Consider the following 23,311-nt stretch of genomic DNA (forward strand, 5'->3'; position numbering starts at 1 on the left):
CGCTCAGCCCTTGTTCTTGTTGTAGACATCGAAGAACACGGCAGCCAGAAGCACCGCACCCTTCACCATCTGCTGCGAGTCGGTGCCGAGGCCGTGGATCGACATGCCGTTGTTCATGATGCCCATGATCAGAGCGCCGATGACAGCGCCGGTCACTTTGCCGACACCGCCCTGGGCGGATGCACCGCCGATGAAGCAGGCAGCGATGACGTCGAGTTCGAGACCGAAGCCGCCCTTTGCTGTCGCCGAGTTCAGACGCAGCGCGACGATAAGACCAGCCAATCCGGCGAGCAGGCCCATATTCGCAAAGGTCAGGAAGGTCAGCCGCTCGGTGTTGATACCGGAAAGCTTCGTCGCCTTCTCATTACCGCCCATGGCGTAGATACGGCGGCCGATCGTCGTGCGGCGGGTAATGAAGGCATAGGCGGCCACCAGAACCAGCATGACGACAAGCACGTTCGGGAAGCCGCGATAGATCGACAGCTGGTAGCCCAGTCCGAGAACGGCGAGCGCGACAATGATGTTCTGGGCAAGGAAGAAGCCCATGGGCTCGACGTCATTGCCATGCTTCTCGTTCGAGAGCCGCTTGCGCCATGCCATATAGAAGAGGGTGACGGCGCCGACGACGGTCAGGATGATCGAGGTCGAGTTGATGCCGCCCATATCGACGAGGTTCGGCAGGAAGCCGATGCTGATCAGCTGGAAGTCCGGCGGGAAGGGACCGATGCTGGTGCCGGTTCCCGATGCCGTCATGACGAACAGCGTCAGCCCGCGGAAAACAAGCATGCCGGCCAGCGTGACGATGAAGGACGGGATCTTGTGATAAGCGACGAAATAGCCCTGGATGCCGCCGACGAGCGCGCCGAGAGCAAGGCAGATGATACCCGCCAGGATATAATTGGTGTGCCATTGCACCGTCATCACGCCGGCGATGGCGCCGATGAAGCCGACGACGGACCCGACCGAAAGATCGATATGGCCGGCGACGATGACCAGCAGCATGCCAAGCGCCATGATGACGATGAACGAGTTCTGCAGAATGATGTTGGTCAGATTGAGCGGCTTGAAGAGAACGCCACCGGTCGAGAACTGGAAGAACACCATGATCGCGATGAGCGCGATAAACATGCCGTATTCACGGATGTTGCCGCGAACGTAGTCTCCGATCGAGACGACACGCCCTTGCTCAGCGATGGGTTGATTGATCGGTGTCATTGCTTCTTCTCCCCTGAGCGCATGATAGCGCGCATGATGGTTTCCTGGCTTGCTTCTCCCTTCGGCAGTTCAGCGACGATGCGTCCTTCGTTCATCACGTAGATGCGGTCACAAGTGCCAAGCAGTTCGGGCATTTCCGATGAGATCATCAGAACGCCCTTTCCATCGGCGGCAAGCTGGTTGATGATAGTATAGATTTCGTATTTTGCGCCAACGTCGATGCCGCGCGTCGGCTCGTCGAGGATCAAAACATCCGGATTGGAGAACAGCCACTTCGACAGCACCACCTTCTGCTGGTTGCCGCCGGAAAGATTGACCGTTTCCTGGAAGATGCTGGAAGAGCGGATGCGCAACTTCGACCTATAGTCGGTCGCAACCCGCGATTCCTTGACGCTGTCGATGACCGACGCATTCGACACCGCCTTCAAATTGACCAGCGTCGTGTTGCGCAGGATCGTGTCGTTGAGCACGAGGCCAAGCTGCTTGCGGTCTTCGGTGACGTAGGCAAGACCTGCGTCGATCGCCCTGCGCACGGTGCTGACATCGACCGGCTTGCCGTGCATCAGCACCTCGCCGGAGATCTTGTGGCCATAGGACTTGCCGAAGAGGCTCATGGCGAATTCGGTGCGTCCTGCCCCCATTAGACCGGCGATACCGACGACCTCGCCCTTGCGGACGGTGACGTTAATATTGTGCAGGACCTGGCGGTCGCGGTGCTGCTGGTGGTAGGCGTTCCAGTTCTTCACTTCGAGAATGGTTTCGCCGATCGGCACCGAGCGCGGCGGATAGCGGTCTTCGAGATCGCGGCCAACCATGTTGCGGATGATGATGTCTTCGCTGATCTCGTCCGCGTGACAGTCGAGCGTCTTGACGGTCATGCCGTCGCGCAGGACCGTGATCTGGTCGGCGACCTTGCGGATCTCGTTCAGCTTGTGGGAAATGATGATCGAGGTGATGCCCTGCTTGCGGAACTCCATGAGCAGCGTGAGCAGAGCGTCGGAATCGCTTTCGTTGAGCGAGGCCGTCGGCTCGTCGAGGATGAGCAGTTTCACGCTCTTCGACAGCGCCTTGGCGATCTCGACGAGCTGCTGCTTGCCGACGCCGATGTCGGTCACGAGCGTGTTCGGAGATTCCTGCAGGCCGACCTTCTTGAGCAGCTGCTTCGTGCGGTTGAACGTCTCGTCCCAGCTGATGACGCCGCTCTTGGCATTCTCGTTGCCGAGGAAGATGTTCTCCCCGATCGACAGCAACGGCACGAGCGCCAGTTCCTGATGGATGATGACGATGCCGATTTCTTCGGAGTCCTTCAGGGCCTTGAAGTTGCGCGTCTCGCCTTCATAGACGATGTCGCCTTCATAGCTTCCGGTGGGATAGACGCCCGATAGCACTTTCATCAGGGTCGATTTGCCGGCCCCGTTTTCGCCCACCACTGCGTGGATCTCACCCTGGCGAACCCTGAGGTTCACGTTCTCCAGCGCCTTGACGCCCGGGAACGTCTTGGTGATGCTCCGCATTTCAAGGATGGTATTGTCCATAGTCAAAGTTCCAGCGCCTCCGGCCGTCAAGCGGCCGGGCGATCATAAAATCGAAGACCGGAACCCGCAAGCGCGGGTTCCGGCCATCTCGTATTACTTCAGCTTGTCTTCGGTGTAGTAACCGCCGTCGACGAGGATCTGCTTGTAGTTGGTCTTGTCGACAGCAACCGGCTTCAGCAGATAGGACGGAACGACCTTGACGCCGTTGTCGTAGGTCTTCTTGTCGTTGACCTCAGGTTCCTTGCCGGACATGACGGCATCGACCATGGCAACGGTGACCTTGGCGAGATCGCGGGTGTCCTTGAAGATCGTCGAATGCTGTTCGCCAGCAATGATCGACTTGACCGACGGAACTTCAGCGTCCTGACCGGTAACGATCGGGAGCGGCTGAGCCGCAGTACCATAACCAACGCCCTTCAGCGACGAAATGATACCGATCGACAGACCGTCATAGGGAGACAGGACGGCATCGACCTTGGCGTCGGTGTAGTTAGCCGAGAGCAGGTTGTCCATGCGAGCCTGGGCCGTTGCCGGATCCCAACGCAGCGTGCCGACCTTGTCCATTCCGGTCTGGCCGGACTTCACGACGAGCTTGCCCGAGTCGATGTAGGGCTGCAGGACGGACATTGCGCCATCATAGAAGAAGAAGGCGTTGTTGTCGTCCGGCGAACCGCCGAAGAGTTCGATGTTGAACGGACCCTTGCCATCCTTGAGGCCGAGGCCGTCAACGATGGAGCCGGCCTGCAGAACGCCGACCTGGAAGTTGTCGAAGGTCGCGTAGTAGTCGACGTTGCCCGAATTGCGGATCAGACGGTCGTAAGCGATGACCTTGATGCCGGCGTCGTGTGCCTTCTGGAGCACGTCGGAAAGCGTGGTGCCGTCGATCGAAGCGATGACGAGAACCTTGACGCCCTTCGTGACCATGTTTTCGATCTGCGAAAGCTGGTTCGGAATGTCGTCGTCACCATACTGCAGGTCAGTGCCGTAACCGGCAGCCTGGAGCTGCTTGACGATGTTGTTGCCGTCGTCGATCCAGCGGGCCGAAGCCTTCGTCGGCATTGCGATACCAACGGTGCCCTTGTCCGCTGCCATAGCAGGCGCAACGAACGAAGCGACGCCGAAAGCAGCCGCAGCCATCAATGAGATAATGGATTTCATTTCTCTCTCCCTTGTTAATAGAGCAGCGGACGAAAAATCGCCCGCCCCGAAACTGTGGCAGGTTCCGTATTGGATAGTTACTTCAGATGGTGAGAAACGAAGTAGGTCTCCTCCACGATCTCACACGTGTTGAGTGCCAACCAGCACACGGCGGCAAACTGGTATGGATTCCTATAACTGTCAAATAGAATAAGTGGTAATGTGCATAACAATTTTGGTATATCGTTAAAAAGTATTACTTTTGATGGAACGCAGTGGGGAGGCTGCAACCATGACGATTGTTTCAGAGCCATTTTCGATGGATCACGTCGATATCCACAGTGATAATTTCGGCGATGACAGCCTTTTACGTGCGGGACTTAAGCTGAATCACCTGCGCATGATCGTCGCAATCGAAGATAGCGGGCAGATTTCCGCTGCCGCGGAAGTTCTCAACATTTCGCAGCCCGCCGCATCGCGCATGCTGTCCGAAATGGAATCAATCACCAAGACGCCGCTCTACGAGCGCGTCGCCCGCGGCGTGGTGCTGACGACCTTCGGCGCGGCACTTGCCAGACGCGCGCGCAAGATCCTCCTGGAGCTGCGCGAGGCGAGCCGGGAGATTGGCGAGCTCAAGAGCGGCAAGGGCGGCTCGGTCTTCATCGGCGCGGTGACGGCGCCGGCCATGAGGCTCGTGGTGCCGGCGATCAACAAGGTCCGCAAGGCCTATCCGGGCATCGAGATCAACATCCAGGTGGAGACCAGCAACGTGCTGGCCCGCGAGCTGCTCGCCGCCCGCCACGACTTCATCATCGGCCGCATTCCCGACGATCTCAACCCGCGCCTCTTCGAGGTGACCGAGATCGGCATCGAGCGGGCCTGCCTGATCGTGCACAGCCGCCATCCGCTTTTGAAGCAGAAGGTGAGCAGCCTCGTTGACATCAGGGATTACGACTGGGTTTTCCAGCCGCCGGGCACGCTACTGCGCCGCACGATCGAGGACATCTTCCTGTCGCGCGGCGTGGCGTTGCCCGAAAACATCGTCAACACCTCCTCGCTGCTTCTGACCTGCGCCATCGTCTGCGAAACCGATGCCATTGCTCCGATCGCCATCGACGTCGCCCAGTTCCTGGCCAGCCAGAGTTCGAATGCCTCGGATGTGCGCATGCTGCCGATCGATTTCGACATCAACGTCAAGCCTTACAGCCTGATCACCGCGAGAGAACGGGCGCTGCCGCCGAGCGCAAGGCTGCTCTATGACATCATCCTCGAAGAAAGCCTGAAGCAGGCCAGCTGAAGCGCGGCAAGCCCTGCGCCATCTTGCCCGCTTCTAATGCGTGCGTCGAAAGGAAGGCGCGTGCTGTTCGGACAATCTGTATTTCAATCGGTCCTCGAGCGGCTGAAGGCTGAGGGCGAGACGGAGGAGGAAGGCGCCGAGGCGCCGGCCGCCCATCGCGTGCATGGCCTTGCCACCGGACTCGCTTTCGATGTCATGCAGGGTGTCTCCGCCGCCTCGCAGCGAGTGGGCCAGGCCTATCTCGACAATCTCGATCTCGATGCCACCGCGATCGTGCCGGAGCTTCCGCCTCAGCCCATAATGCCGGACCATCTCGCACGGATCGCACCGGCAGAGGTCGCAGCCGAACTGGCGATCTCGGCCGCCGACACGCCGCTGACGCTCGGCGAAAAGCGGCGCGCCTTCGCCCGCGCCAATCATCCCGATCGCGTCGCCCCGCCTTTCCGCGACAATGCGACGAAGCGGATGACGCTGGCCAACCTGCTGATCGACGAAGCGCTGCGGCGAATCGGCCGCTGATTATTCCGCCTGCCCATCCTTTTGGGGCTTCCCGGCGGTCGCCCCGGACTCGTCCTCGTCGTCAGCGTCAGGCTGCGCAGGAGGCTCCGTGGCCGGCGGCTGCGGATTGAAGGTCCAGAACAGCATATAGAAGGAATAGGCGCCCGCCGCGCCGGCGAGCACCGCCCAGAACGGATCGCCGGTGATGAGCTCGACCCCGGTCCAGCCGAAGCAGACGGCAACAATGGCTATGCGCACCCAGAGGCGGCGATATGCCGGATGGTTCGGATCGATCAGTTGCATCTTTATCCCGCGGTCGCATATGTCACGCATGCCCCGGCATGCGTCGCACATGCCCTCGGCATGAGCCCGCTTGTCTTTAGTTTGAATCTTGCAAATGTGAAAGAGCCGCGGGCTTGACGTGGCTCGTATAAGGTGGAATGAAAATTCCAGATTTTTGGTAATTCGGTTTATTTGTTCCGAATTCAACGGAGGTTGCAATGACAGTGAGATTTGGTCTTCTCGGCGCCGGCCGCATCGGCAAGGTTCATGCGAAGGCCGTCAGCGGCGACGCCAATGCAACGCTCGTCGCGGTCGCCGACGCCTTTCCGCAGGCGGCCGAAGCCATCGCTTCCGCCTACGGCTGCGAAGTGCGCACCATCGAGGCGATCGAATCGGCCAAAGATATCGACGCCGTCGTCATCTGCACGCCGACGGATACCCATGCCGACCTGATCGAGCGTTTCGCGCGCGCCGGCAAGGCGATCTTCTGCGAAAAGCCGATCGATCTCGACGTCGCACGCGTCAAGGCCTGCATCAAGGTGGTGGAAGAGACCGGCGCCAAGCTGATGGTCGGCTTCAACCGCCGCTTCGACCCGCATTTCATGGCGGTGCGCAAGGTTATCGACGACGGCAAGATCGGCGATGTCGAAATGGTGACGATCACCTCGCGCGATCCCGGCGCCCCGCCGGTCGATTACATCAAGCGCTCGGGCGGCATCTTCCGCGACATGACGATCCACGATTTCGACATGGCCCGCTTCCTGCTCGGCGAAGAGCCGGTCTCGGTGCTGGCGACTGCTGCCGTCCTCGTCGACAAGGCGATCGGTGAAGCCGGCGATTATGACAGCGTTTCGGTGATCCTGCAGACTGCGTCAGGCAGGCAGGCCATCATCTCCAACTCGCGCCGCGCCACCTATGGCTACGACCAGCGCATCGAGGCGCACGGCTCCAAGGGCGTCGTCTCGGCCGAAAACCAGCGCCCGGTCTCGATCGAAGTCGCCAACGCCGACGGCTACACCCGCCCGCCGCTGCATGATTTCTTCATGACCCGCTATACCGAAGCCTATGCCAACGAGATCGCAGCCTTCATCGCCGCGATCGAAAAGGGCACCAAGATCTCGCCCTCCGGCGCCGACGGCCTGGCAGCGCTCGCACTCGCCGACGCCGCCGTTAAGTCGGTCAAGGAAGGCAAACTCATCAAGATTGGCTGACGGCCCTCTCCCGACCGAAAGCCACGCATGAGATGGCCGGGCACCGCCCGGCCATTTCGCGTTTGATAGCAAAGCGTATTTAAGACCCCCTCCCCACAAGGGGGAGGGACTAACCTGCCGCGCCCACCGATTTCCCTTTGATGGTTTCATCCGCAGAAAGGGTTGATGCTTGCCGCAGTCGGACGCCGCGGCTTAGCCCCTCCCCCTTGTGGGGAGAGTTGGGGAGGGGTTTTGCCGCTACTCCCCGCCCTGAACACCCGAGATCACGATATCCTGATCGATCACCGATAGCGCCCGGTTGAGATGCCCCTCGAAGACGAGGATCTGCTCATCGGCGACCACACGGATCTCGGGCATGCCTTCCATGCGTACGACATGCGATTGGCCGAGCCCCTCTTCGATCCCCTGCCTGAGAAGATCGTAATAACGCGTGCCCGGCCCGGTGATGGCGATCGGCATGCGTTCCGTCAGGCTCAGCATGCGCGATAGCCCGTTGCCGAGCGCCAGCCCTGCCTGGCGGAAGGCGAAGGCGGAGGTGCGGTGGCCCTGGCGCGCCTTTGCGGCGATCTTGTCGAGTTCGGCCACCGGCACGAACTTTGCCGGGATCGTATCGAGCGGCACTTCGAAGGCGCTGCGCAGGATCGCGTAGAAACCGGCATAGGCCTCGATGCAGCCGCGCGTGCCGCAGCGGCATAGCCCGCCATTGGCCATGTGCAGCATATGCCCGAAATTCGGCGCCGAAGCCTCCGGGCCCGCCTGGCCGCCGCGCCGGACGATGCCGAGCCCGATACTGTGACCGAGCGAAAGAGCGGCGAGCGAGCGGAAGTCCGTGCCTTTGGCGATTTCCTCACGCGCGCCGAGGGCGGCGGCGACCAGCAGCGTCTCGTTGTCGAGGATCACCTTGGCCTGCCATTCCGGCCGGAGTGCGGATTCGAAATCGATCTGGTCGCTGCCGAAGATCGGCGACCAGAGGAGCACCGGCTCGGTGGAATTGACCAGCCCCTTGCTGCTGATCGAAATCAGCAGCACTTTTTCCTGGGCGATCCCCGAGCGCTCGAGAATGCGCAAAAGCCCGGCGCGCACGCCTGCGACGAAGCGGGCGGCACCTGATGGATCGTGCGAACGCACCTCGCTGAAGCGGTCGATCAGCTTGCCGGCATAATCCACAAGCGAATATTGCACCGCATCCGAGGAGATGATGACGACGATGAGATAGCCGCAGTCGCGCCGCTGGCGCAGAAGAACGCGTGGCCGGCCGCGCCCGCTTGCCGCCTGCTGCTCGGATTTTTCAATGATCTGAGCCTTTTCCAGCTCAGTGGTGATGGCCGAAATGGTGGCCGAGGAAAGCCCGGTGAAATCGGATATTTCGGTATGCGCGAGTGCGCCGTGACGGCGCAGCACGGAGAGCACGAGCACGCTGTTTCTCTGCCGGACCAGCTCCGTGCTCGACTTGGTCAGCATGAATGCCGCCCTCTCCTCCTGCTCGCTCTTCCCTTGATTTCCACTGCATCTCCGACCTCCGTTGCGCAAGGGGAATAAGCCGGTAGTGCAGTGTTGACAGTTGAAAAAATCTCTGACACTAAATTTCTCGACTGTCGAGAAAAAAATCCGAACCTTTCTAGACAGCTTTTCGCGGTGGCCGGAGGAAGCATGGGCTGGGCCGGCCGCAACTCACTCGGGAGGACATTATGAAGTCTATTTATAAGCTGATGGCAGGCGCTGCCATCCTCGTTTCCGTGCATACCGTTGCCATGGCTAAAGACCTCGTCGTCGGCGTTTCCTGGTCGAATTTCCAGGAAGAGCGCTGGAAGACGGACGAAGCCGCCATCAAGAAGGCTCTCGAAGCCAAGGGCGCCAAGTATATTTCCGCTGACGCACAGTCCTCAGCCGCAAAGCAGCTCACCGACGTCGAATCGCTGATCTCGCAGGGCGCCAACGCGCTCATCATTCTCGCCCAGGACTCCGACGCGATCGGCCCGGCCATCGAAAAGGCCGCTGCTGAAGGCATTCCGGTCGTCGGCTACGACCGCCTGATCGAAAACCCGGCGGCCTTCTACATCACCTTCGACAACAAGGAAGTCGGCCGCCTGCAGGCTCAGGGCGTCTTCAAGGCCAAGCCGGAAGGCAACTACGTCTTCATCAAGGGCTCGTCCTCCGACCCGAACGCAGACTTCCTGTTCTCGGGCCAGCAGGAAGTGCTGAAGGCCGCGATCGACGCCGGCAAGATCAAGAATGTCGGCGAAGCCTATACCGACGGCTGGCTGCCGGAGAATGCTCAGCGCAACATGGAGCAGTTCCTGACCGCCAACAACAACAAGGTTGATGCCGTTGTTGCTTCGAACGACGGCACGGCCGGCGGCGCGATCGCAGCGCTCGACGCCCAGGGCCTCGCCGGTTCGGTTCCGGTTTCCGGCCAGGACGGCGACAAGGCAGCACTCAACCGCATCGCTCTCGGCACCCAGACGGTTTCCGTCTGGAAGGACAGCCGCGAACTCGGCAAGCGCGCTGCTGAAATCGCTCTCGACCTCGCCGGCGGCAAGGACATGAGCAAGATCGACGGCGCCCAGACCTTCAAGGGCGGCCCGAAGCACGTGGAAATGAACTCGGTCTTCCTGAAGCCGCTGGCGATCACCAAGGAAAATCTGAACGTCGTCATCGACGCCGGCTGGATTTCCAAGGCTGAAGCCTGCCAGGGCGTCAAGGCCGGCACTGTCGCTGCGTGCAAGTAAGCCAAAGCTGAACTAGAATAACCGGCGCCGTAGCGGAAACACCGCTGCGGCGCCGGATGCGGATCAGAACGGCAAGACGACGTTTTTTCCGCCTCACCACACCATCGCGGACTTTCATTCCCTGCCGGAAGAGCGTCGCGACGCCACGCGACCGGTTTCCGGAAGCATCGCGATGGTCACTTGAAGAACAGACTGATGACGCCGATGGCAGCCTCCGGCACGCGGCGCGTCCGTCCACACAAAATGGGGGAACGGCAAACCCATGGCCGAAATGGTAAAATCCACAACATCAAGCGGGCCGCGAACGGCGGAAGCCAATCCGGTGACCCGCTTCTTCCGCGCCACTGAGATCGATACGCGCCTGCTCGGCATGATCGGCGCGCTCATCATCATCTGGATCGGTTTCCACATCATCACCGGCGGCCTGTTCCTGACCCCGCGCAATCTCTGGAACCTCTCGGTCCAGACGACCGACATCGCCATCATGACGACGGGCATGGTGCTGATCATCGTCACCCGCAATATCGACCTTTCGGTCGGTTCCATGCTCGGCCTCTGCGGCATGATCATGGGCGTGACGCAGGCCAAGATCCTGCCGGAATATATCGGCTTCGACAGCCCCTTCACCTGGATGATCACGCTGCTGATCGGCCTGATCGCCGGCGGCCTGATCGGCACCTTCCAGGGCATGATCATCGCCTTCCTCAACGTTCCCTCCTTCATCGTCACCCTCGGCGGCCTGCTCGTCTGGCGCGGCGCGACCTGGCTCGTCACCAGCGGCCAGACGGTCGCCCCGATGGACCAGACCTTCCGCATCATGGGCGGCGGCGCAGAGGGCTCGATCGGCGCCACCTGGAGCTGGGTCGTCGGCATCGCCGCCTGCCTCTTCGTCATCGCCAGCATCGTCGGCTCGCGCCGCCAGCGCCGCCGCTTCGGCTTCCCGCGCCGGCCGATGTGGGCTGAATATTTCCTCGCCATCCTGAGCTGCGTGCTCATCCTTGGCGCGGTCTCGATCGCCAACAGCTATTACTGGCCGATCAACATCGCCAAGAAATATGCCGAGACCAACAATATTCCCTGGCCCGAAACCGGCCTGGATATTCCTTATGGTATCGCCGTGCCGGTGCTGATCGCAGTCGTCGTAGGCATCATCATGACCTTCATCGCGACCCGCCTGCGCTTCGGCCGCTATGTCTTCGCGATCGGCGGCAACCCTGAAGCCGCAGAACTCGCCGGCATCAAGACCCGCTGGGTCACCGTGCGCATCTTCGCGCTGATGGGCGTTCTCGCGGCCATTGCGGCGGCGATTTCCACCGCCCGCCTCAACGCGGCGACGAACTCGCAGGGCACGCTCGACGAGCTCTACACCATCGCCGCCGCCGTCATCGGCGGAACGTCGCTGGCGGGCGGCACCGGCACGATCGCCGGCGCCATGCTCGGCGCGCTCGTCATGCAGTCCCTGCAGTCGGGCATGGTGCTCGCGCATGTCGACACACCGCTGCAGAGCGTCGTCGTCGGCACCGTCCTCGTCGTCGCGGTCTGGCTCGACACCGTCTATCGCGCCCGTGCCAAGTGAGAGGAGCCACAAACATGACTGATCAACGCACTCCCCTCGTGGAACTGAAAAACATTTCGATCTCCTTCGGCGGCATCCACGCCGTGGATAATGCCTCGGTCGATCTCTACCCCGGCGAAGTCGTCGCCCTTCTCGGCCATAACGGCGCCGGCAAGTCGACGCTGATCAAGATCCTCTCCGGCGCATACAAGCGCGACTCGGGCGATATCCTGATCAACGGCGAGCCGGCCGACATCCGCAATCCGCGCGATGCCAAGAAATACGGGATCGAGACGATCTACCAGACGCTCGCCGTCGCCGATAATGTCGACGCCGCCGCCAATCTCTATCTCGGCCGCGAGCTGAAGACCCGCTGGGGCACGCTCGACGACGTCGCGATGGAAGCCTCGGCCCGCGAAGTGATGGGGCGGCTCAACCCCAACTTCAAGCGCTTCAAGGAGCCGGTGAAGGCACTCTCCGGCGGCCAGCGGCAATCGGTGGCGATCGCGCGCGCGATCCTCTTCAACGCCCGCATCCTGATCATGGACGAGCCGACGGCCGCCCTTGGCCCCCAGGAGACGGCGCAGGTCGGCGAGCTGATCAAGCAGCTGAAGAAGGAAGGTATCGGCATCTTCCTCATCAGCCACGACATCCACGACGTCTTCGACCTCGCCGACCGCGTCTCGGTGATGAAGAACGGCCAGGTCGTCGGCCACGCCCGCACCGAGGACGTGACCAAGGACGAGGTGCTCGGCATGATCATCCTCGGCAAGGTCCCGCCCAAAGCCATCCCCGGCCCCGGCGCCATGCAGATCTGACCGCAGCAAACTCAAGGCCTACAAAATCACACTCCGCCGCCCGCAAGGCCGGCGGAGTTTTTTGTGCTTTCCGGGGCCGAAGCCGAGACCGGAGAACCCGCGCAACGCCAGCAGCCAACGCCTCCGCCCCCGATCCATTTCGATTGGCAAGGAGGTTTGGAAGGACGTTTTTAAGCAGCCCCGATCGTCTCAAAAACACCCTCCCCGGCTCCGGCGCCATTAGAAATCCGCCCACTGCAAGCCTCCATCCGGCTGCCTTGCCCGCAAGGCCGGTGGCGTTTTTGCTTCCTTTGGTCGTGTCCCTACAGATGGTGTAGCTCGGCGGTAGCGAAGCCGCTCGCGAGCGCGCCCTCAACAGCGCGGTAGTGAGCGGGCGGCGAAGCGGTGGTCATCGATGTTCTTCAGTAGGGTTGGGTTGCTGACACCAACCTGATTCGAAGGAACCACCGATGACCGACGACATGATGAACCTGCGTGCGCTCGTGGAGAAGTCCCCCGACGCCGATCTTTTGCGCGAGATGATCGGCTTTGCCGCCGAGCGGCTGATGGAGCTGGAGGTGGGCGCTGCCACCGGTGCCGGCTATGGCGAGAAGAACCCGCTGCGGACGGCCCAGCGCAACGGCTACCGCGAGCGGGATTGGGAGACGCGCGCCGGAACCGTCGAGCTGCGCATTCCAAAGCTCAGGAAGGGCTCTTACTTTCCGGGCTTCCTGGAGCCGCGGCGCATGGCCGAGAAGGCGCTGACGGCGGTCATTCAAGAGGCCTATGTGCAGGGAATCTCGACCCGCTCGGTCGACGATCTGGTCAAGGCCATGGGTATGAGCGGCATCTCCAAGAGCCAGGTCAGCCGGCTGTGCGAGGAGATCGACGGAAAGGTCAAGGCCTTCCTCGAGCGGCCGATCGAGGGCGACTGGCCATATCTGTGGATCGATGCCACCTACCTAAAGGTCCGCCGGGGCGGCCGCATCGTCTCCGTTGCCGTGATCATCGCCGTTGGTGTCAACAACGACGGTCGCCGCGAGGTGCTGGGCATGGAGGTCGGCACCTCCGAAGCCGAGCCGATCTGGACCGAGTTCCTACGCAAGCTGACTCGCCGTGGCCTCAGAGGCGTCAAGCTGGTCGTCTCCGACGCCCACGAGGGCCTCAAGGCCGCCGTCACCAAGGTGCTAAACGCAACCTGGCAGCGCTGCCGGGTCCACTTCATGCGCAACGTTCTCGCCCACGCCGGCAAGAGCGGTCGGCGTGTCGTCTCCGCCTTTATCGCCACCGCCTTCGCCCAGGAGACGCCGGAAGCCGCAAGCACCCAATGGCGCGCCGTCGCCGACCAAATCCGCCCGAAGGTCCCGAAGCTCGCCGCCATCATGGATGATGCCGAAGAAGACGTTCTCGCCTACATGACCTTCCCGAAGGAGCACCGCGCCAAGCTGCACAGCACCAACCCGATCGAGCGCCTCAATGGCGAAATCAAGCGCAGGACCGAGGTCGTCGGCATCTTCCCCAATGACGACGCCATCGTCCGCCTCGTCGGCGCGATCCTGCTCGAGCAAAACGACGAATGGGCTGTCCAACGCGCCAGATACATGACGCTGGAAACCATCAGCCAGATGAGCGATGATCCGCTCATCAGCCTGCCAGCCGTGGCGCGCTGATCGTCCCGGCCCATGCCGGAGAACGCGGCGACCAAAGCCGCCACCTACACCACTCCCTGGGACATGATCCTTCCTTTGACGAAATCGAGGCCGGAAAATCCGCCCAAACGCCACCGGAAGTGCTTCCTCCGATCAATTCCGGCCACCAGCGAGGTTTGGAAGGACGTTTTTAAGGAGCCTCAACATTTTCAAAAAAAACGCAAAATGAAGAAGCTCCCCTGCTCTCCCATTCATTTTTTAAAATGTTGACCCTTCTTAAAAACGTCTTTGCCAATGATAACTAACTGATTTCTTTTATTTTCAGTGGCAGAGAGGTTTTTAAGCGGACGAAAGTCGGCTTTTCTGACTGCTGCTGGTTTCTTTTTCCCAGCCACATCAAGCCGAGCCATACGCTCAAATCCGCGAGAAACGGGAGGACGCACCAAGCCATCGGCCGCCAGCCCAGCGGACGAAAATCCCCGCCAAACCGCAAGCACCCGTAATTCTGAGAATTTCGCGATTGAAGCCGGCCGCAAGCTAGGCTAAGAACCACCCATCGGACAGGCGATTCAAATCGCCTCAAGCATGCACCCGTAGCTCAGCTGGATAGAGTGTTGGATTCCGATTCCAAAGGTCACAGGTTCGAATCCTGTCGGGTGCGCCACCGATCTCTGTTCTGCCTCGCCACATAAGCCCGGACTCGACCCCACTAAGCGCGGACTATGGCACCCATAAGCGTGGACTCTGCAGGCGGAAGATTTCCATCAACCTTATAATTCACCTCGTTATTGTGCGGTACGAGTCCTGTTGCCTAATGGGCTGCCGCAAAGCCAATCGGTTCATATGGCTCCAGGTGATGAGCGGCTCCGGCTATACTGCGGCCCAGTACGAATGCAACCAAAACGATTAGACGAAATTGCCGCAACCCGAATGTCGATAAGCCAGGCAATGCGTGTTCGGCGGTAAATTGTTGACAATGAACACTTCGAAGGGAGGTGGCGCCTCTTCACGGCCAATTTCCTGAACCAGTGTTGGCGTTACCCGAAAATTAACCATCTTTCGACGTTGCTCCAAACGGAACCCGGCTTCACTGGTTGCCCAGACAGCTCCAGAAAGGTGCCAGATCCCCTATTTACCTAAGTATGCTGATAAACCTACGTTCATTTTCCGTGGAAGTCGTTAGCAACGTCCAAATTCATCCGCGCCAAGACAGTAGAAACGTCTATGTATTTTCGACCATCAGGAAGTAACACTACAAGATATACTATGGCCACGGTAGCGTGTTGGACTCGACGCTGGATTCGAAGTTGAATCCTAACGCAACGCGCGCAAGATGAATCCATCAGTTGCCCGCGCGTGCCCCTCAGGAGAACTAGCGCGGGAGCATCGTTTGTAGCATGTCAAAGGATTCGAGGGCACTTGAACGGGGGGCTCGCGCGAACCCACGACGAGTTGCGGACTCCGTTTATCGCAGAATTGTCGAGAGCGCTGGCTCTTCGATACCGGTTATCTTCAGCTTGATCGAGGCACGTCGCTGCTGCCGCTAACCGACGACTCAAGCTTCTCTTCGAATGGGAGGGGTGGCGGGACACGCCCCACCGGGCGGGTCCACGCAGTCACGGCGGGGTTTTCGCAGATGATATCCATCAGCGCCTGCGTCGAGAGCAAGAACATGCGTCAGAGTGCCATCTTCGCGCCGGAGGCGTTGCCGCCGCGCTGCAGGCGCTCGCGCTTGCGGCCCTGACCGACGATGATGCGGCCACCGGAATACGGCTTGAAGCCGATGGCGTCTAGCGCCTCCCCGAAGGTCTCCTGCTGCCGAGCGGCGGTGACAAGCTCGGCGAGATCCTTGACGGAGATCACGACCGCCATGTCCTCGACCTTCTTCATGTTGCCGATGACCTGAGGAACGCCGCTTCGGGCCTTCCCGAGCACAGCACTCAGCTCGTCCTTGGCCTTCCTGACGGTCATGGGGTCGCCGCCGATCTGGACGATGGTCTCAACGAGGCCGTCGGTGATGTCCTGCCTGCTGGCGTTGCGGGCTACGTGCACCTGCTTGAGTATCCTCGCGTCCATGTCATCATCTCCACCTGTCCGAGGGCACAATGAGATGCGTGGTCACATTCGTCAAGAAAGATGGTCACGGATTTAGGCGCAGTCTCGCGTCGGAGGAGTGCACATGGGCCGGGATTCCTGTGCCCTTGGGTCCATAGGGACATGTCGATATAGCGCAGCGGTTAGCCACTCTCCAGTGGTTACTATGACCTGAAGCCGAGACTGAGCGTGCATCAGATGTTCGTAAGACGGTTCGTGAGGAGGCACCCAGGCTCAACTGCAGAAGAGATTTCTACGGGTGTAGGCCTTTCAATATCCGAAGTGCTCGCACTGACCGATGAACTTTGCAGTCGCGACATTCTTGCCAATAGCGGTCAAAGCGAGACCCGTATGAGCTGAGCGCCAGCGAGGAGGCCCGATATCGGGAGCTTGACCACGGGTCTGCAGAAACGACACCATAGCTCTAGCGTTCAGTGGAAGTTCCGCGCCTTTACTTTCAACGTATCGTTACGCAAATCCCTGACGAAGACGTCCCTCGTCGGCGGCTTCATTCGCCAGAGGTGTAGCCGAACGCTGTCGCAACGTCATCGAATTCGGCTTCGCCTTCCGAGATAACCCGTATGATGGCCGACCGTGGGAGAGGCTCGAGTGAGTTGAAGTCTAATGCCAATGAGTTCTCGTGGCCGAACGAACGCTCCACTACATCGAACATCGTCTTCGTCGCGGAGTGCGGACCGACGCCCTGAGTGGACGACATGGGAACTTCAATTTCGAGTATTCGTCCGCGGCCGATGCCTTGGATCGCAGCCAGCATGGCCTCGTCCTCGGTTCCACCCATGAACGGAAAATACGAGGACTCTCCTCCCCAGTGGCCGACCAGCATATCGACGGCAGAATCCGTGACATCAATCGGGCAAGCTGTCGTCCAGAACCCTCGACGGTCACCATATTCGTGAGGCGAATGGAGCGCGCTCGACCGATAAATTGTCTCCGCGATTTCGGGCTTCAGGAGTTTCTCTTCGACAACCGATTGGAGCCTCTCGTTCAGTAGATCGAGCGATGTCGTTCGTATCCCGGCACGCAGGATCCTCTCCACCTCAGCGTCAGTCATCCGCGTATAATGGAATGCGCGGAAGCTCTTCGACTCCAGAATGGGTGCCAGCCCATCCCGGGCCTCCATGTATGCTGGGTAGTGCTCGTTCGTGGGCTTCCGGAAGCGAATTCTTTCCTGAAGATCTCTCGGCGGCTCGATGTTATCGAGCTCCAGCGCTCTCTCCCGATGAAGCCTAATGGTCCCCTGATGCCGGTTGAGATAATCTTGGATATCGCCGTCATATGTGTCGAGGTCCCAGACGCTGATCAAAATCGGCTCCATGGCGCATATATGAGGGGGAAGTCGAAACTCCGGGAGGACGGGTCTTTCACCGCTGTCCCGGAGTCCATAGCTCGCTCTCACGGCCGTCCGGCAGGTATCCCTATCGACCCGGTTATCGTGATTTCATCGATCCATTCCGTATCGAGCCCGAAATGCAAAATCAAGGTGAAAGCCTGACGGCACGCCATTTCGGTCGGCGATCACGATAGAACGCAAACCGTACATGCTCTTTACCAGAGACGTCCAGCCATTCTGCACTGGCGACTGAGATGGCAACGAGGGCATACCGATCGTAACGTTCCTTGGGAGCATCGCCATCGTACTCCCAACCCATGGCATTCCCGCTATCGGGGTGAAGCAGGATTCCAGGCGGCAGCTCTCTCTCAAACTCTTCGCGGGTGTGAGGTCTCAGCCGCTGCCACATCGCTTGCCGGGCTGCCTCCTCATCCACGACCGCCGCCGTGCCAACAAGCTTGATCTGAACTCGGCTCTCGAGATCGTAGGAAATCGCTGAGACCCGAGGATCGCGGCGGACGTCCCCGACCTTGGTCGACCGGATGTCCGTGATGAAAGAGATCGTTGCCTCGTCGAAGTTGGCCTCTCGAAGAATGACCGTCCTCAAGCTTGGGGAACCCGTGCTGCTAACAGTGGCAAGCTGGATGGCAGCAGAAGGCGCGGACCCATCCGCCATTGACCGAAGACGATCCCAGATGAGGCCGAGATACTGAAGCTCTGCCATTACAACGTTCCCCATTTCCCCCATGCGTCATGCCAGAGAAGATCATCTTCGGTCAATGAGGGTCGTCTCGTCCTACCCGTAGCCACGCGCCGCAACGCTTTCGTCGCTGTTCATATCCAGAGTATCCAAGACCTCCCTACCCGACAGCTCCCCTCGCTCGGCAAGTTCGTCAGCGAGTTTGAGGCATGCGGCGCTGTGCCGTTCGAGGATTACCATGGCACGCTCAAGCTGTTTCCGAAGGATAGCGTCCACCTGCGCCATGAGGGCGGCATCGAGCGATTTGATCTCGCTGGCGATCTTGCCGTCGATCGGGCCGTACGAGGCGAGCTTCTGCCCCATGCCGAACGACCGCTCCAACGCGATGGCGTTTTTTGTGGCCTCGTGAAGATCGGATCCGGCTCCCCCGGCAGCGCCATCGTCCCAGCACCCGAGGAAAAGCTGCTCCGCCGCCATGCCCGAGACCGTCATCGCGATGATGTCGAGATAATACTCCTTGATCCTGCGATCCCATGGGTCGCGCTTAAAGACAGCCTTCCCCACTGCCTGATGCTGGGGCGCCAACCTGAGGGTCTTAGAAATCGAGACGCTTTCGAGGTTCATACCAAGCACGGCGCCGACGACCGAATGTCCGATCTCATGAATGGCATTCACGCGAATGACCTGCGGCGGGATGAGCACCAGCGGAGGGACGTGACGGAAGACGTCCTCTCCAGAAAGATTTTGTCGACGCCTGCGCGCGGTGCGACGAGCCTCCCTCACGATCTGCTCGATTGCGGCGCCCGTCATACCCTCTGTTGCCTCTGCGAAGGCCCGGTGCTCCTCATCAAATAGCGCGCCGCGCAGATGCATCCGGAAGATCCCTGCTCGGGCTTCGAGATCCGGCAGCGGGATCCGTACATGTCGGTCAAGGCGGCCTGGCCTAGTGATCGCGGCATCGATCCAGTCTGGGTTGTTGCAGGCGCCAACGACCACGACACCTTCGCGGCCATCCAATCCATCGAGCTGTTCCAGCAAACCGTTCACAGCCTTGATATCGTAGCTCGCATTGTCGCTGGTTCCAGTGGAGGCTCTATCACCGAAGGCATCGAGTTCATCGATGAACAGGATCGATGGCGCCTTCTTCTTGGCCTCCGCAAAGCTGGCCTGCATTGCCTTCAGGAAGTCCCCGAGATGCCCCTTCGCCTGCCACTTGGCATACGATGCGGGAACCAGCTCCATATTGCATGTCGCCGCGAGCGCGCGTGAGAAGATAGTCTTACCGACGCCGGGTGGGCCGGACAGCAGGATGCCCTTGTCGACCTCGTCCCACGAAATCGTACCTGCCAGCCAATCAGCGATGTCGAGCGCAAGATTCAGGCCCCAGTCCTTCGCCTCACCGTAGCCTGCCATATCCTCCAAAGCGGCTTCATGCACGTTGGCGATGGGTCGTTTCACGACGGTGTCCTGCGAAGCCTCTTCGGCCCCGCGAAGTGCCTCGATCTTCTGGAGCACTGTCAGCACCCGAGACATCGGCCGGCCACGCATCACTGCGAGTTTCAGACGGCGCCAATTGCTGCGAGCAAGGACTCCGGCCTCTTCCGGCGTGATGTCGATGCCGTAGGACCATTTGACGATGCCACTGACCTGTCTTGTTGTCGGCGCATCGACATGCACGACAGCATCGAATGCGACTGCGATCTCGTCAGGGATTTCCTCCTCGTCCTTGTAAAGGATGATCGTCTTCTTGTTCGCGAGGTCATCGAGGATTGTGTCGTAGGTGTCCTCCTTGGCGTCACCGACGTAGACTCGATCCGTGACCCTGAAGTCTCCGCGAGGATTGAGATAAGCGGCTGCGGCCCGCAGATATGTGCCTTTCTCCTCCCATTTTGAGACGATGAGAGCGACAGCGAAGCGGTCGGCTCGTTCGAATGCGCGAACGGCGCGACAGATGCCTGCATAGGCGATGTATTCCGGCAGGCTGAATCCCTGCCTAGTGCGAGAAATTTTCATTTTTTGTGTTCCCGGAATAGCTGGATGATGGCGTTGAATCCTGCGCGCTAGCGCTTCACGTCAGCTCCGTATCCGGCGCACCTGCGTGTCTGGCCCAATCAGGGCATCGTCCAGATCGATCTCCAGGAATCCTTGGAGAATGAGCACAGCCACGGTCGGCATCGGGCGCCCTTCCCTCACGGCCGACATGCATTCGGCCACGTTCAACGATCCCATGTCGTCGAGTGCCGCCAGGAGTCGAATCCTGTCGCCCAGCGGCGGCCGATAGAAACCGTATCGTAAGAGATCCTTGGCATTGCGAAGACGGAAACTGCCTTCGAGTTCGGCCATGGCAACGGGGCGATAATGATGCCCCATGGATTCAGCAAGCGATGTCACCCATGCCGGCGGCATCGGCTCTTCGCGACCGACATCGATCAGGAAGGATCCGCTCTCGGTGATGACAATGAAGTCCAGTTGGTAGTGGTCGTCGCCTTCCCGAAGGATTGGCGGCGCCGGGCTCCACTGCACGACCTCGGGATCGAGATCCAGCAGACAAGCGAAATCGCGCGCCTGCTCGGAGCGGAATGCCGCCGGGCCGACACACTTGATAGTGGCTTCGGTATGCGAAATTGCAGGTAGTGTGGTCGAACGTGAGGCAGCATCGCTCCGGCGACCATCATGGATACTCTTCATGGCATCCCTCGAAATCGAAACGCAGAAATTGGCGACACCGGACAGAGCCGGACGTCGTCAGCGTATTCGGAGCGAGGCGCGCGCGAAGGTTCTCATGGGCGGGAACAGATATAGAACATTGAGGAGCGCGTCAACAGAAAACAATGATTGCCCCTCCGCACGAGGCGGTCCTATGATGGCTGGGTTTGACCACAGCGTTACGGGAACCATCAGTGATTTTTGCAAGGCGTGCAGTACAGAAACGGCTCGACTATCTTCGCGACGTTCTAGGTTCCGAGTCTGTAGACGATATGGTCAATCGATTGAACCGTGTGGGAAAAGATCGCCTGGCGGCCATGTGGGAGGTTGTCGTTCTGGCCGGGCTGGCCAAGTGCGGGAAGCTGGATCACGAAGCGGCGCTCCCCTCTGGTCGACGACCCGACATCTCGTTCAGGGAAGGTCAGCTCGCGATCGTTGCCGACATCACATGCGTTTCCGACGCTGGACTTGATGAGCAGAACCCCTTCACGGAACTCATGCGACTGATCTCTGATGCAAAGTCGAAACTTGGTCTACCATCCGGCGGTCTAAGGTTGCAGGTTCACTCCAAGGATGTGGTTTCGAACCGTGGCCGGAAGCGCGTGCTGCGCTTGCCGCCAAGGAAACAACTTCACGAGTTTGTTCAACGCGAGATCATACCTCGGGTGCGGGAACAGATTTCCGAAGGGGTCAGCCCTATCACTATCTTCATCGATACCGAGGATACGGGCATTGAGGTCATCATCGATCCGGCTGGATCCGATTTTACGTCTGGTGGCCACGCCGCCTATTCCGCGCCCACGATCTTGGACAACAATCCGCTTTACAAGGCGCTCAAAGCAAAGGCTGACCAGTTGCGCGGTGCCGATAGCATCACTGGCGTGATCGTAGTCGATGGGGACTGCCAGGCACTGTCGACCGAAAGGCTAGGCCACGACACGGTTTCGCGCGAGCAGATCGCGCAACGGTTTCTGCAGCAGTATTCCTCGGTCGACTTTGTGCTAATCATTGCCGTCCAGGAGGTTTTGGCTCCTACCTGGCCCGCGCGCAACGCAATCAAGCTCATGCCGGGTCTGGTCACCCGAGATCGCAGTCTTCGCTCGATCCTGAAAGGGGTCTTCGAACAGATGCTCTCGGATCTCCCTATGCCGACTTGTTCCGCCTCGACAGGTGTAAGCCAGGCACAGACGAGCGGGTATGGACTCGGTCATCACGGAGGATTCAAAATGGATTCGAATAAGCTTCGTGTCAGTGCGCGCGAACTGATGGAGGTGCTGGCTGGCCAGCGCACATTTGATGAAGACGCAGCGCTTGGCGCCCGCGATGGCGGTACGCCCAAGAGCGAGATCTCGAAGAAGTTCGCCCGCGAGCTGAGCCTGGGCCGCCTGCCCTCCGAGATTTCTATCATCCCTTCCGGTGAGGATGAATGCGACGACTGGATCGAGTTCCGGTTCGACTCCCCGGATCCTGCGATCTCGCGGTTTCGCTAAAGTTTCGGAGAGATCGCATGCCGACGTTGATCAGAGTCTGTGCGAAGCAGAACTCGCTTTGATTGTGATGGCGAAGATGCCATAGTCGGTTTGTGCGATACTGGTGGGTAAATCACGCGCAGACAGTGCGCCAGGAGATTGACGGCGGTTATCTTTGGTCACCGGTTAGAGAGGCCAGTGGTGCGAGGAGCAGCTTCTACGACAATATGCGCCGCGCTGCGCCGGGTGATTTGGTGTTATCCTACGCCGCGGGGAAAGTTGGACGACTTGGAATTGTGTCCGACTACGCGATAAGTGCCCCCAAGCCAGAAGAGTTCGGCACCATCGGGATCTACTGGAGCGCTACGGGGTGGCTCCTCCCTGTGCAATGGCTCGATGCGGATCTGGCAGTCCGCCCAAAAGAACTGATAGGACGCCTCGCCCCACTGCTGCCGACGAAACACTCGCCAATCCAACCGCAAAGTGGAAACGGCAATCAGAAGGCCTATCTCGCCGAGGTCGATCGGAAAGTAGTTGATCTTATTTTGGCCGCAGCACGGCTACCTGCTGTCGATCGGCTCGCTAAGCCCACTAGCCCCGCAGCTGATTTCGCAACGACTCTCGATGATGTCGTTGAACGGAACATCCAGCGTGATACGTCGCTTGACGAGACAGTACGCGAACAATTAGTGCGAGCACGAAGGGGCCAAGGCCTTTTCCGCAAGCGCGTCCTCGACTGCGAACCTATATGTCGAATCACCGGCCTCGAAACACCCAATCTACTGATCGCCAGCCACATCAAACCCTGGCGTGCATGCGGAACCCCAGCCGAGAGGCTCGATGGAGCGAATGGTTTGATGCTGGCCCCACACGCAGACTTTTTGTTCGATCGCGGATTGCTTGGTTTCGAAAGCGATGGAAGGCCAATGTTCTCCTCACAGCTGACCGATGCCGATGCTGACAAGTTAGGACTTCACGTTGTGCAGCGGCCGCCACCGACGCCGCTGCACAACGATAGCCAGGGCTACCTCAACCATCACCGCATAAATGTCTTTATCCCGTAGATGCCACGAGATCTGCAGGCCA

Annotated in this window: 21 protein-coding genes and 1 tRNA gene; 11 read left to right on the forward strand and 11 right to left on the reverse strand. The window is 59.9% G+C overall.

Annotation, left to right across the window (positions count from 1 at the left end):
• Positions 1 to 3: 3 nt before the first annotated feature.
• From mmsB to chvE, 3 genes are all read right to left on the reverse strand, one after another.
• Positions 4 to 1,215 carry a multiple monosaccharide ABC transporter permease gene (gene mmsB / locus NE852_RS16605; protein ID WP_258155847.1) on the reverse strand — a complete coding sequence of 404 codons (1,212 nt, stop codon included), beginning with the start codon at positions 1,213 to 1,215 and terminating at the stop codon, positions 4 to 6.
• The gene (gene mmsA / locus NE852_RS16610) at positions 1,212 to 2,750 is read right to left on the reverse strand and encodes a multiple monosaccharide ABC transporter ATP-binding protein (RefSeq protein WP_258155848.1); all 1,539 of its coding nucleotides are present in this window, start codon (positions 2,748 to 2,750) and stop codon (positions 1,212 to 1,214) included. Before mmsA ends, mmsB begins: the two co-directional genes overlap by 4 nt.
• A 93-nt stretch (positions 2,751 to 2,843) precedes the next feature.
• Complete coding sequence (chvE, locus tag NE852_RS16615; protein WP_008530511.1) at positions 2,844 to 3,908, reverse strand: multiple monosaccharide ABC transporter substrate-binding protein; 1,065 nt, start codon at positions 3,906 to 3,908, stop codon at positions 2,844 to 2,846.
• A 271-nt stretch (positions 3,909 to 4,179) separates the two neighbouring features.
• On the opposite strand from chvE, the gene NE852_RS16620 reads away from it, so the two are divergent.
• Complete coding sequence (locus NE852_RS16620) at positions 4,180 to 5,184, forward strand: LysR family transcriptional regulator (protein WP_008530510.1); 1,005 nt, start codon at positions 4,180 to 4,182, stop codon at positions 5,182 to 5,184.
• A 60-nt stretch (positions 5,185 to 5,244) separates the two neighbouring features.
• Entirely contained in the window at positions 5,245 to 5,703 is a 459-nt protein-coding gene (locus NE852_RS16625; protein ID WP_008530509.1) for a hypothetical protein, read from the forward strand.
• Here the strand turns inward: NE852_RS16625 and NE852_RS16630 are convergent, their stop codons facing one another.
• On the reverse strand, positions 5,704 to 5,985 hold the full coding sequence (locus tag NE852_RS16630; protein WP_258155849.1) for a hypothetical protein: 282 nt from the start codon (positions 5,983 to 5,985) through the stop codon (positions 5,704 to 5,706).
• Positions 5,986 to 6,182: 197 nt separating this feature from the next.
• On the opposite strand from NE852_RS16630, the gene iolG reads away from it, so the two are divergent.
• Positions 6,183 to 7,175: an inositol 2-dehydrogenase gene (gene iolG / locus NE852_RS16635; RefSeq protein ID WP_008530504.1), complete on the forward strand. Its 993-nt coding sequence runs from the start codon at positions 6,183 to 6,185 to the stop codon at positions 7,173 to 7,175.
• A gap of 237 nt (positions 7,176 to 7,412) precedes the next feature.
• On the opposite strand, the gene NE852_RS16640 is transcribed toward iolG, so the two are convergent.
• Positions 7,413 to 8,636: an ROK family transcriptional regulator gene (locus tag NE852_RS16640; RefSeq protein WP_008530502.1), complete on the reverse strand. Its 1,224-nt coding sequence runs from the start codon at positions 8,634 to 8,636 to the stop codon at positions 7,413 to 7,415.
• A gap of 227 nt (positions 8,637 to 8,863) precedes the next feature.
• On the opposite strand from NE852_RS16640, the gene xylF reads away from it, so the two are divergent.
• The 4 genes from xylF (at position 8,864) to NE852_RS16660 (ending at position 13,926) form a co-directional block, all read left to right on the forward strand.
• A complete protein-coding gene (xylF, locus tag NE852_RS16645) occupies positions 8,864 to 9,904 on the forward strand; it encodes a D-xylose ABC transporter substrate-binding protein (RefSeq protein ID WP_008530501.1) in 1,041 nt (346 codons plus the stop codon).
• A 262-nt stretch (positions 9,905 to 10,166) separates the two neighbouring features.
• Entirely contained in the window at positions 10,167 to 11,480 is a 1,314-nt protein-coding gene (locus NE852_RS16650; RefSeq protein ID WP_008530500.1) for a sugar ABC transporter permease, read from the forward strand.
• 14 nt (positions 11,481 to 11,494) lie between these two features.
• Complete coding sequence (locus NE852_RS16655; RefSeq protein ID WP_258155850.1) at positions 11,495 to 12,277, forward strand: ATP-binding cassette domain-containing protein; 783 nt, start codon at positions 11,495 to 11,497, stop codon at positions 12,275 to 12,277.
• A 449-nt stretch (positions 12,278 to 12,726) separates the two neighbouring features.
• Positions 12,727 to 13,926 carry an IS256 family transposase gene (locus NE852_RS16660; RefSeq protein WP_008536727.1) on the forward strand — a complete coding sequence of 400 codons (1,200 nt, stop codon included), beginning with the start codon at positions 12,727 to 12,729 and terminating at the stop codon, positions 13,924 to 13,926.
• Positions 13,927 to 14,156: 230 nt separating this feature from the next.
• Here NE852_RS16660 and NE852_RS16665 read toward each other — a convergent pair whose 3' ends face one another.
• Positions 14,157 to 14,315 (reverse strand): hypothetical protein, encoded by a 159-nt coding sequence (locus tag NE852_RS16665; protein WP_164841459.1) that lies wholly within the window; start codon positions 14,313 to 14,315, stop codon positions 14,157 to 14,159.
• 177 nt (positions 14,316 to 14,492) lie between these two features.
• Here NE852_RS16665 and NE852_RS16670 point away from each other — a divergent pair.
• A tRNA-Arg gene (locus NE852_RS16670) sits at positions 14,493 to 14,569 on the forward strand.
• 1,013 nt (positions 14,570 to 15,582) lie between these two features.
• Here NE852_RS16670 and NE852_RS16675 read toward each other — a convergent pair.
• From NE852_RS16675 to NE852_RS16690, 4 genes are all read right to left on the reverse strand, one after another.
• Positions 15,583 to 15,981, reverse strand: a complete 399-nt coding sequence (locus NE852_RS16675) for a hypothetical protein (RefSeq protein WP_258155851.1) — start codon at positions 15,979 to 15,981, stop codon at positions 15,583 to 15,585.
• Positions 15,982 to 16,507: 526 nt separating this feature from the next.
• A complete protein-coding gene (locus tag NE852_RS16680) occupies positions 16,508 to 17,323 on the reverse strand; it encodes a hypothetical protein (RefSeq protein WP_128623679.1) in 816 nt (271 codons plus the stop codon).
• A gap of 172 nt (positions 17,324 to 17,495) precedes the next feature.
• On the reverse strand, positions 17,496 to 18,074 hold the full coding sequence (locus NE852_RS16685; RefSeq protein ID WP_164841460.1) for a pyridoxamine 5'-phosphate oxidase family protein: 579 nt from the start codon (positions 18,072 to 18,074) through the stop codon (positions 17,496 to 17,498).
• Positions 18,075 to 18,146: 72 nt separating this feature from the next.
• Positions 18,147 to 19,727 carry an AAA family ATPase gene (locus tag NE852_RS16690; RefSeq protein ID WP_245270849.1) on the reverse strand — a complete coding sequence of 527 codons (1,581 nt, stop codon included), beginning with the start codon at positions 19,725 to 19,727 and terminating at the stop codon, positions 18,147 to 18,149.
• Between NE852_RS16690 and NE852_RS16695 the strand changes: the two genes are divergently transcribed.
• Complete coding sequence (locus tag NE852_RS16695) at positions 19,722 to 19,943, forward strand: hypothetical protein (RefSeq protein ID WP_245270851.1); 222 nt, start codon at positions 19,722 to 19,724, stop codon at positions 19,941 to 19,943. The genes NE852_RS16690 and NE852_RS16695 overlap by 6 nt on opposite strands.
• A gap of 180 nt (positions 19,944 to 20,123) precedes the next feature.
• Here the strand turns inward: NE852_RS16695 and NE852_RS16700 are convergent, their stop codons facing one another.
• Positions 20,124 to 20,738: a hypothetical protein gene (locus NE852_RS16700; protein ID WP_008535759.1), complete on the reverse strand. Its 615-nt coding sequence runs from the start codon at positions 20,736 to 20,738 to the stop codon at positions 20,124 to 20,126.
• Between the two features lie 212 nt (positions 20,739 to 20,950).
• Here NE852_RS16700 and NE852_RS16705 point away from each other — a divergent pair, with 212 nt between their 5' ends.
• On the forward strand, positions 20,951 to 22,246 hold the full coding sequence (locus tag NE852_RS16705; RefSeq protein ID WP_258155852.1) for a hypothetical protein: 1,296 nt from the start codon (positions 20,951 to 20,953) through the stop codon (positions 22,244 to 22,246).
• Between the two features lie 125 nt (positions 22,247 to 22,371).
• On the forward strand, positions 22,372 to 23,289 hold the full coding sequence (locus tag NE852_RS16710; protein WP_052034600.1) for an HNH endonuclease: 918 nt from the start codon (positions 22,372 to 22,374) through the stop codon (positions 23,287 to 23,289).
• Positions 23,290 to 23,311: the final 22 nt, after the last annotated feature.

The organism is Rhizobium sp. Pop5 (assembly GCF_024721175.1).
In the GTDB taxonomy this organism is placed as follows: domain Bacteria; phylum Pseudomonadota; class Alphaproteobacteria; order Rhizobiales; family Rhizobiaceae; genus Rhizobium.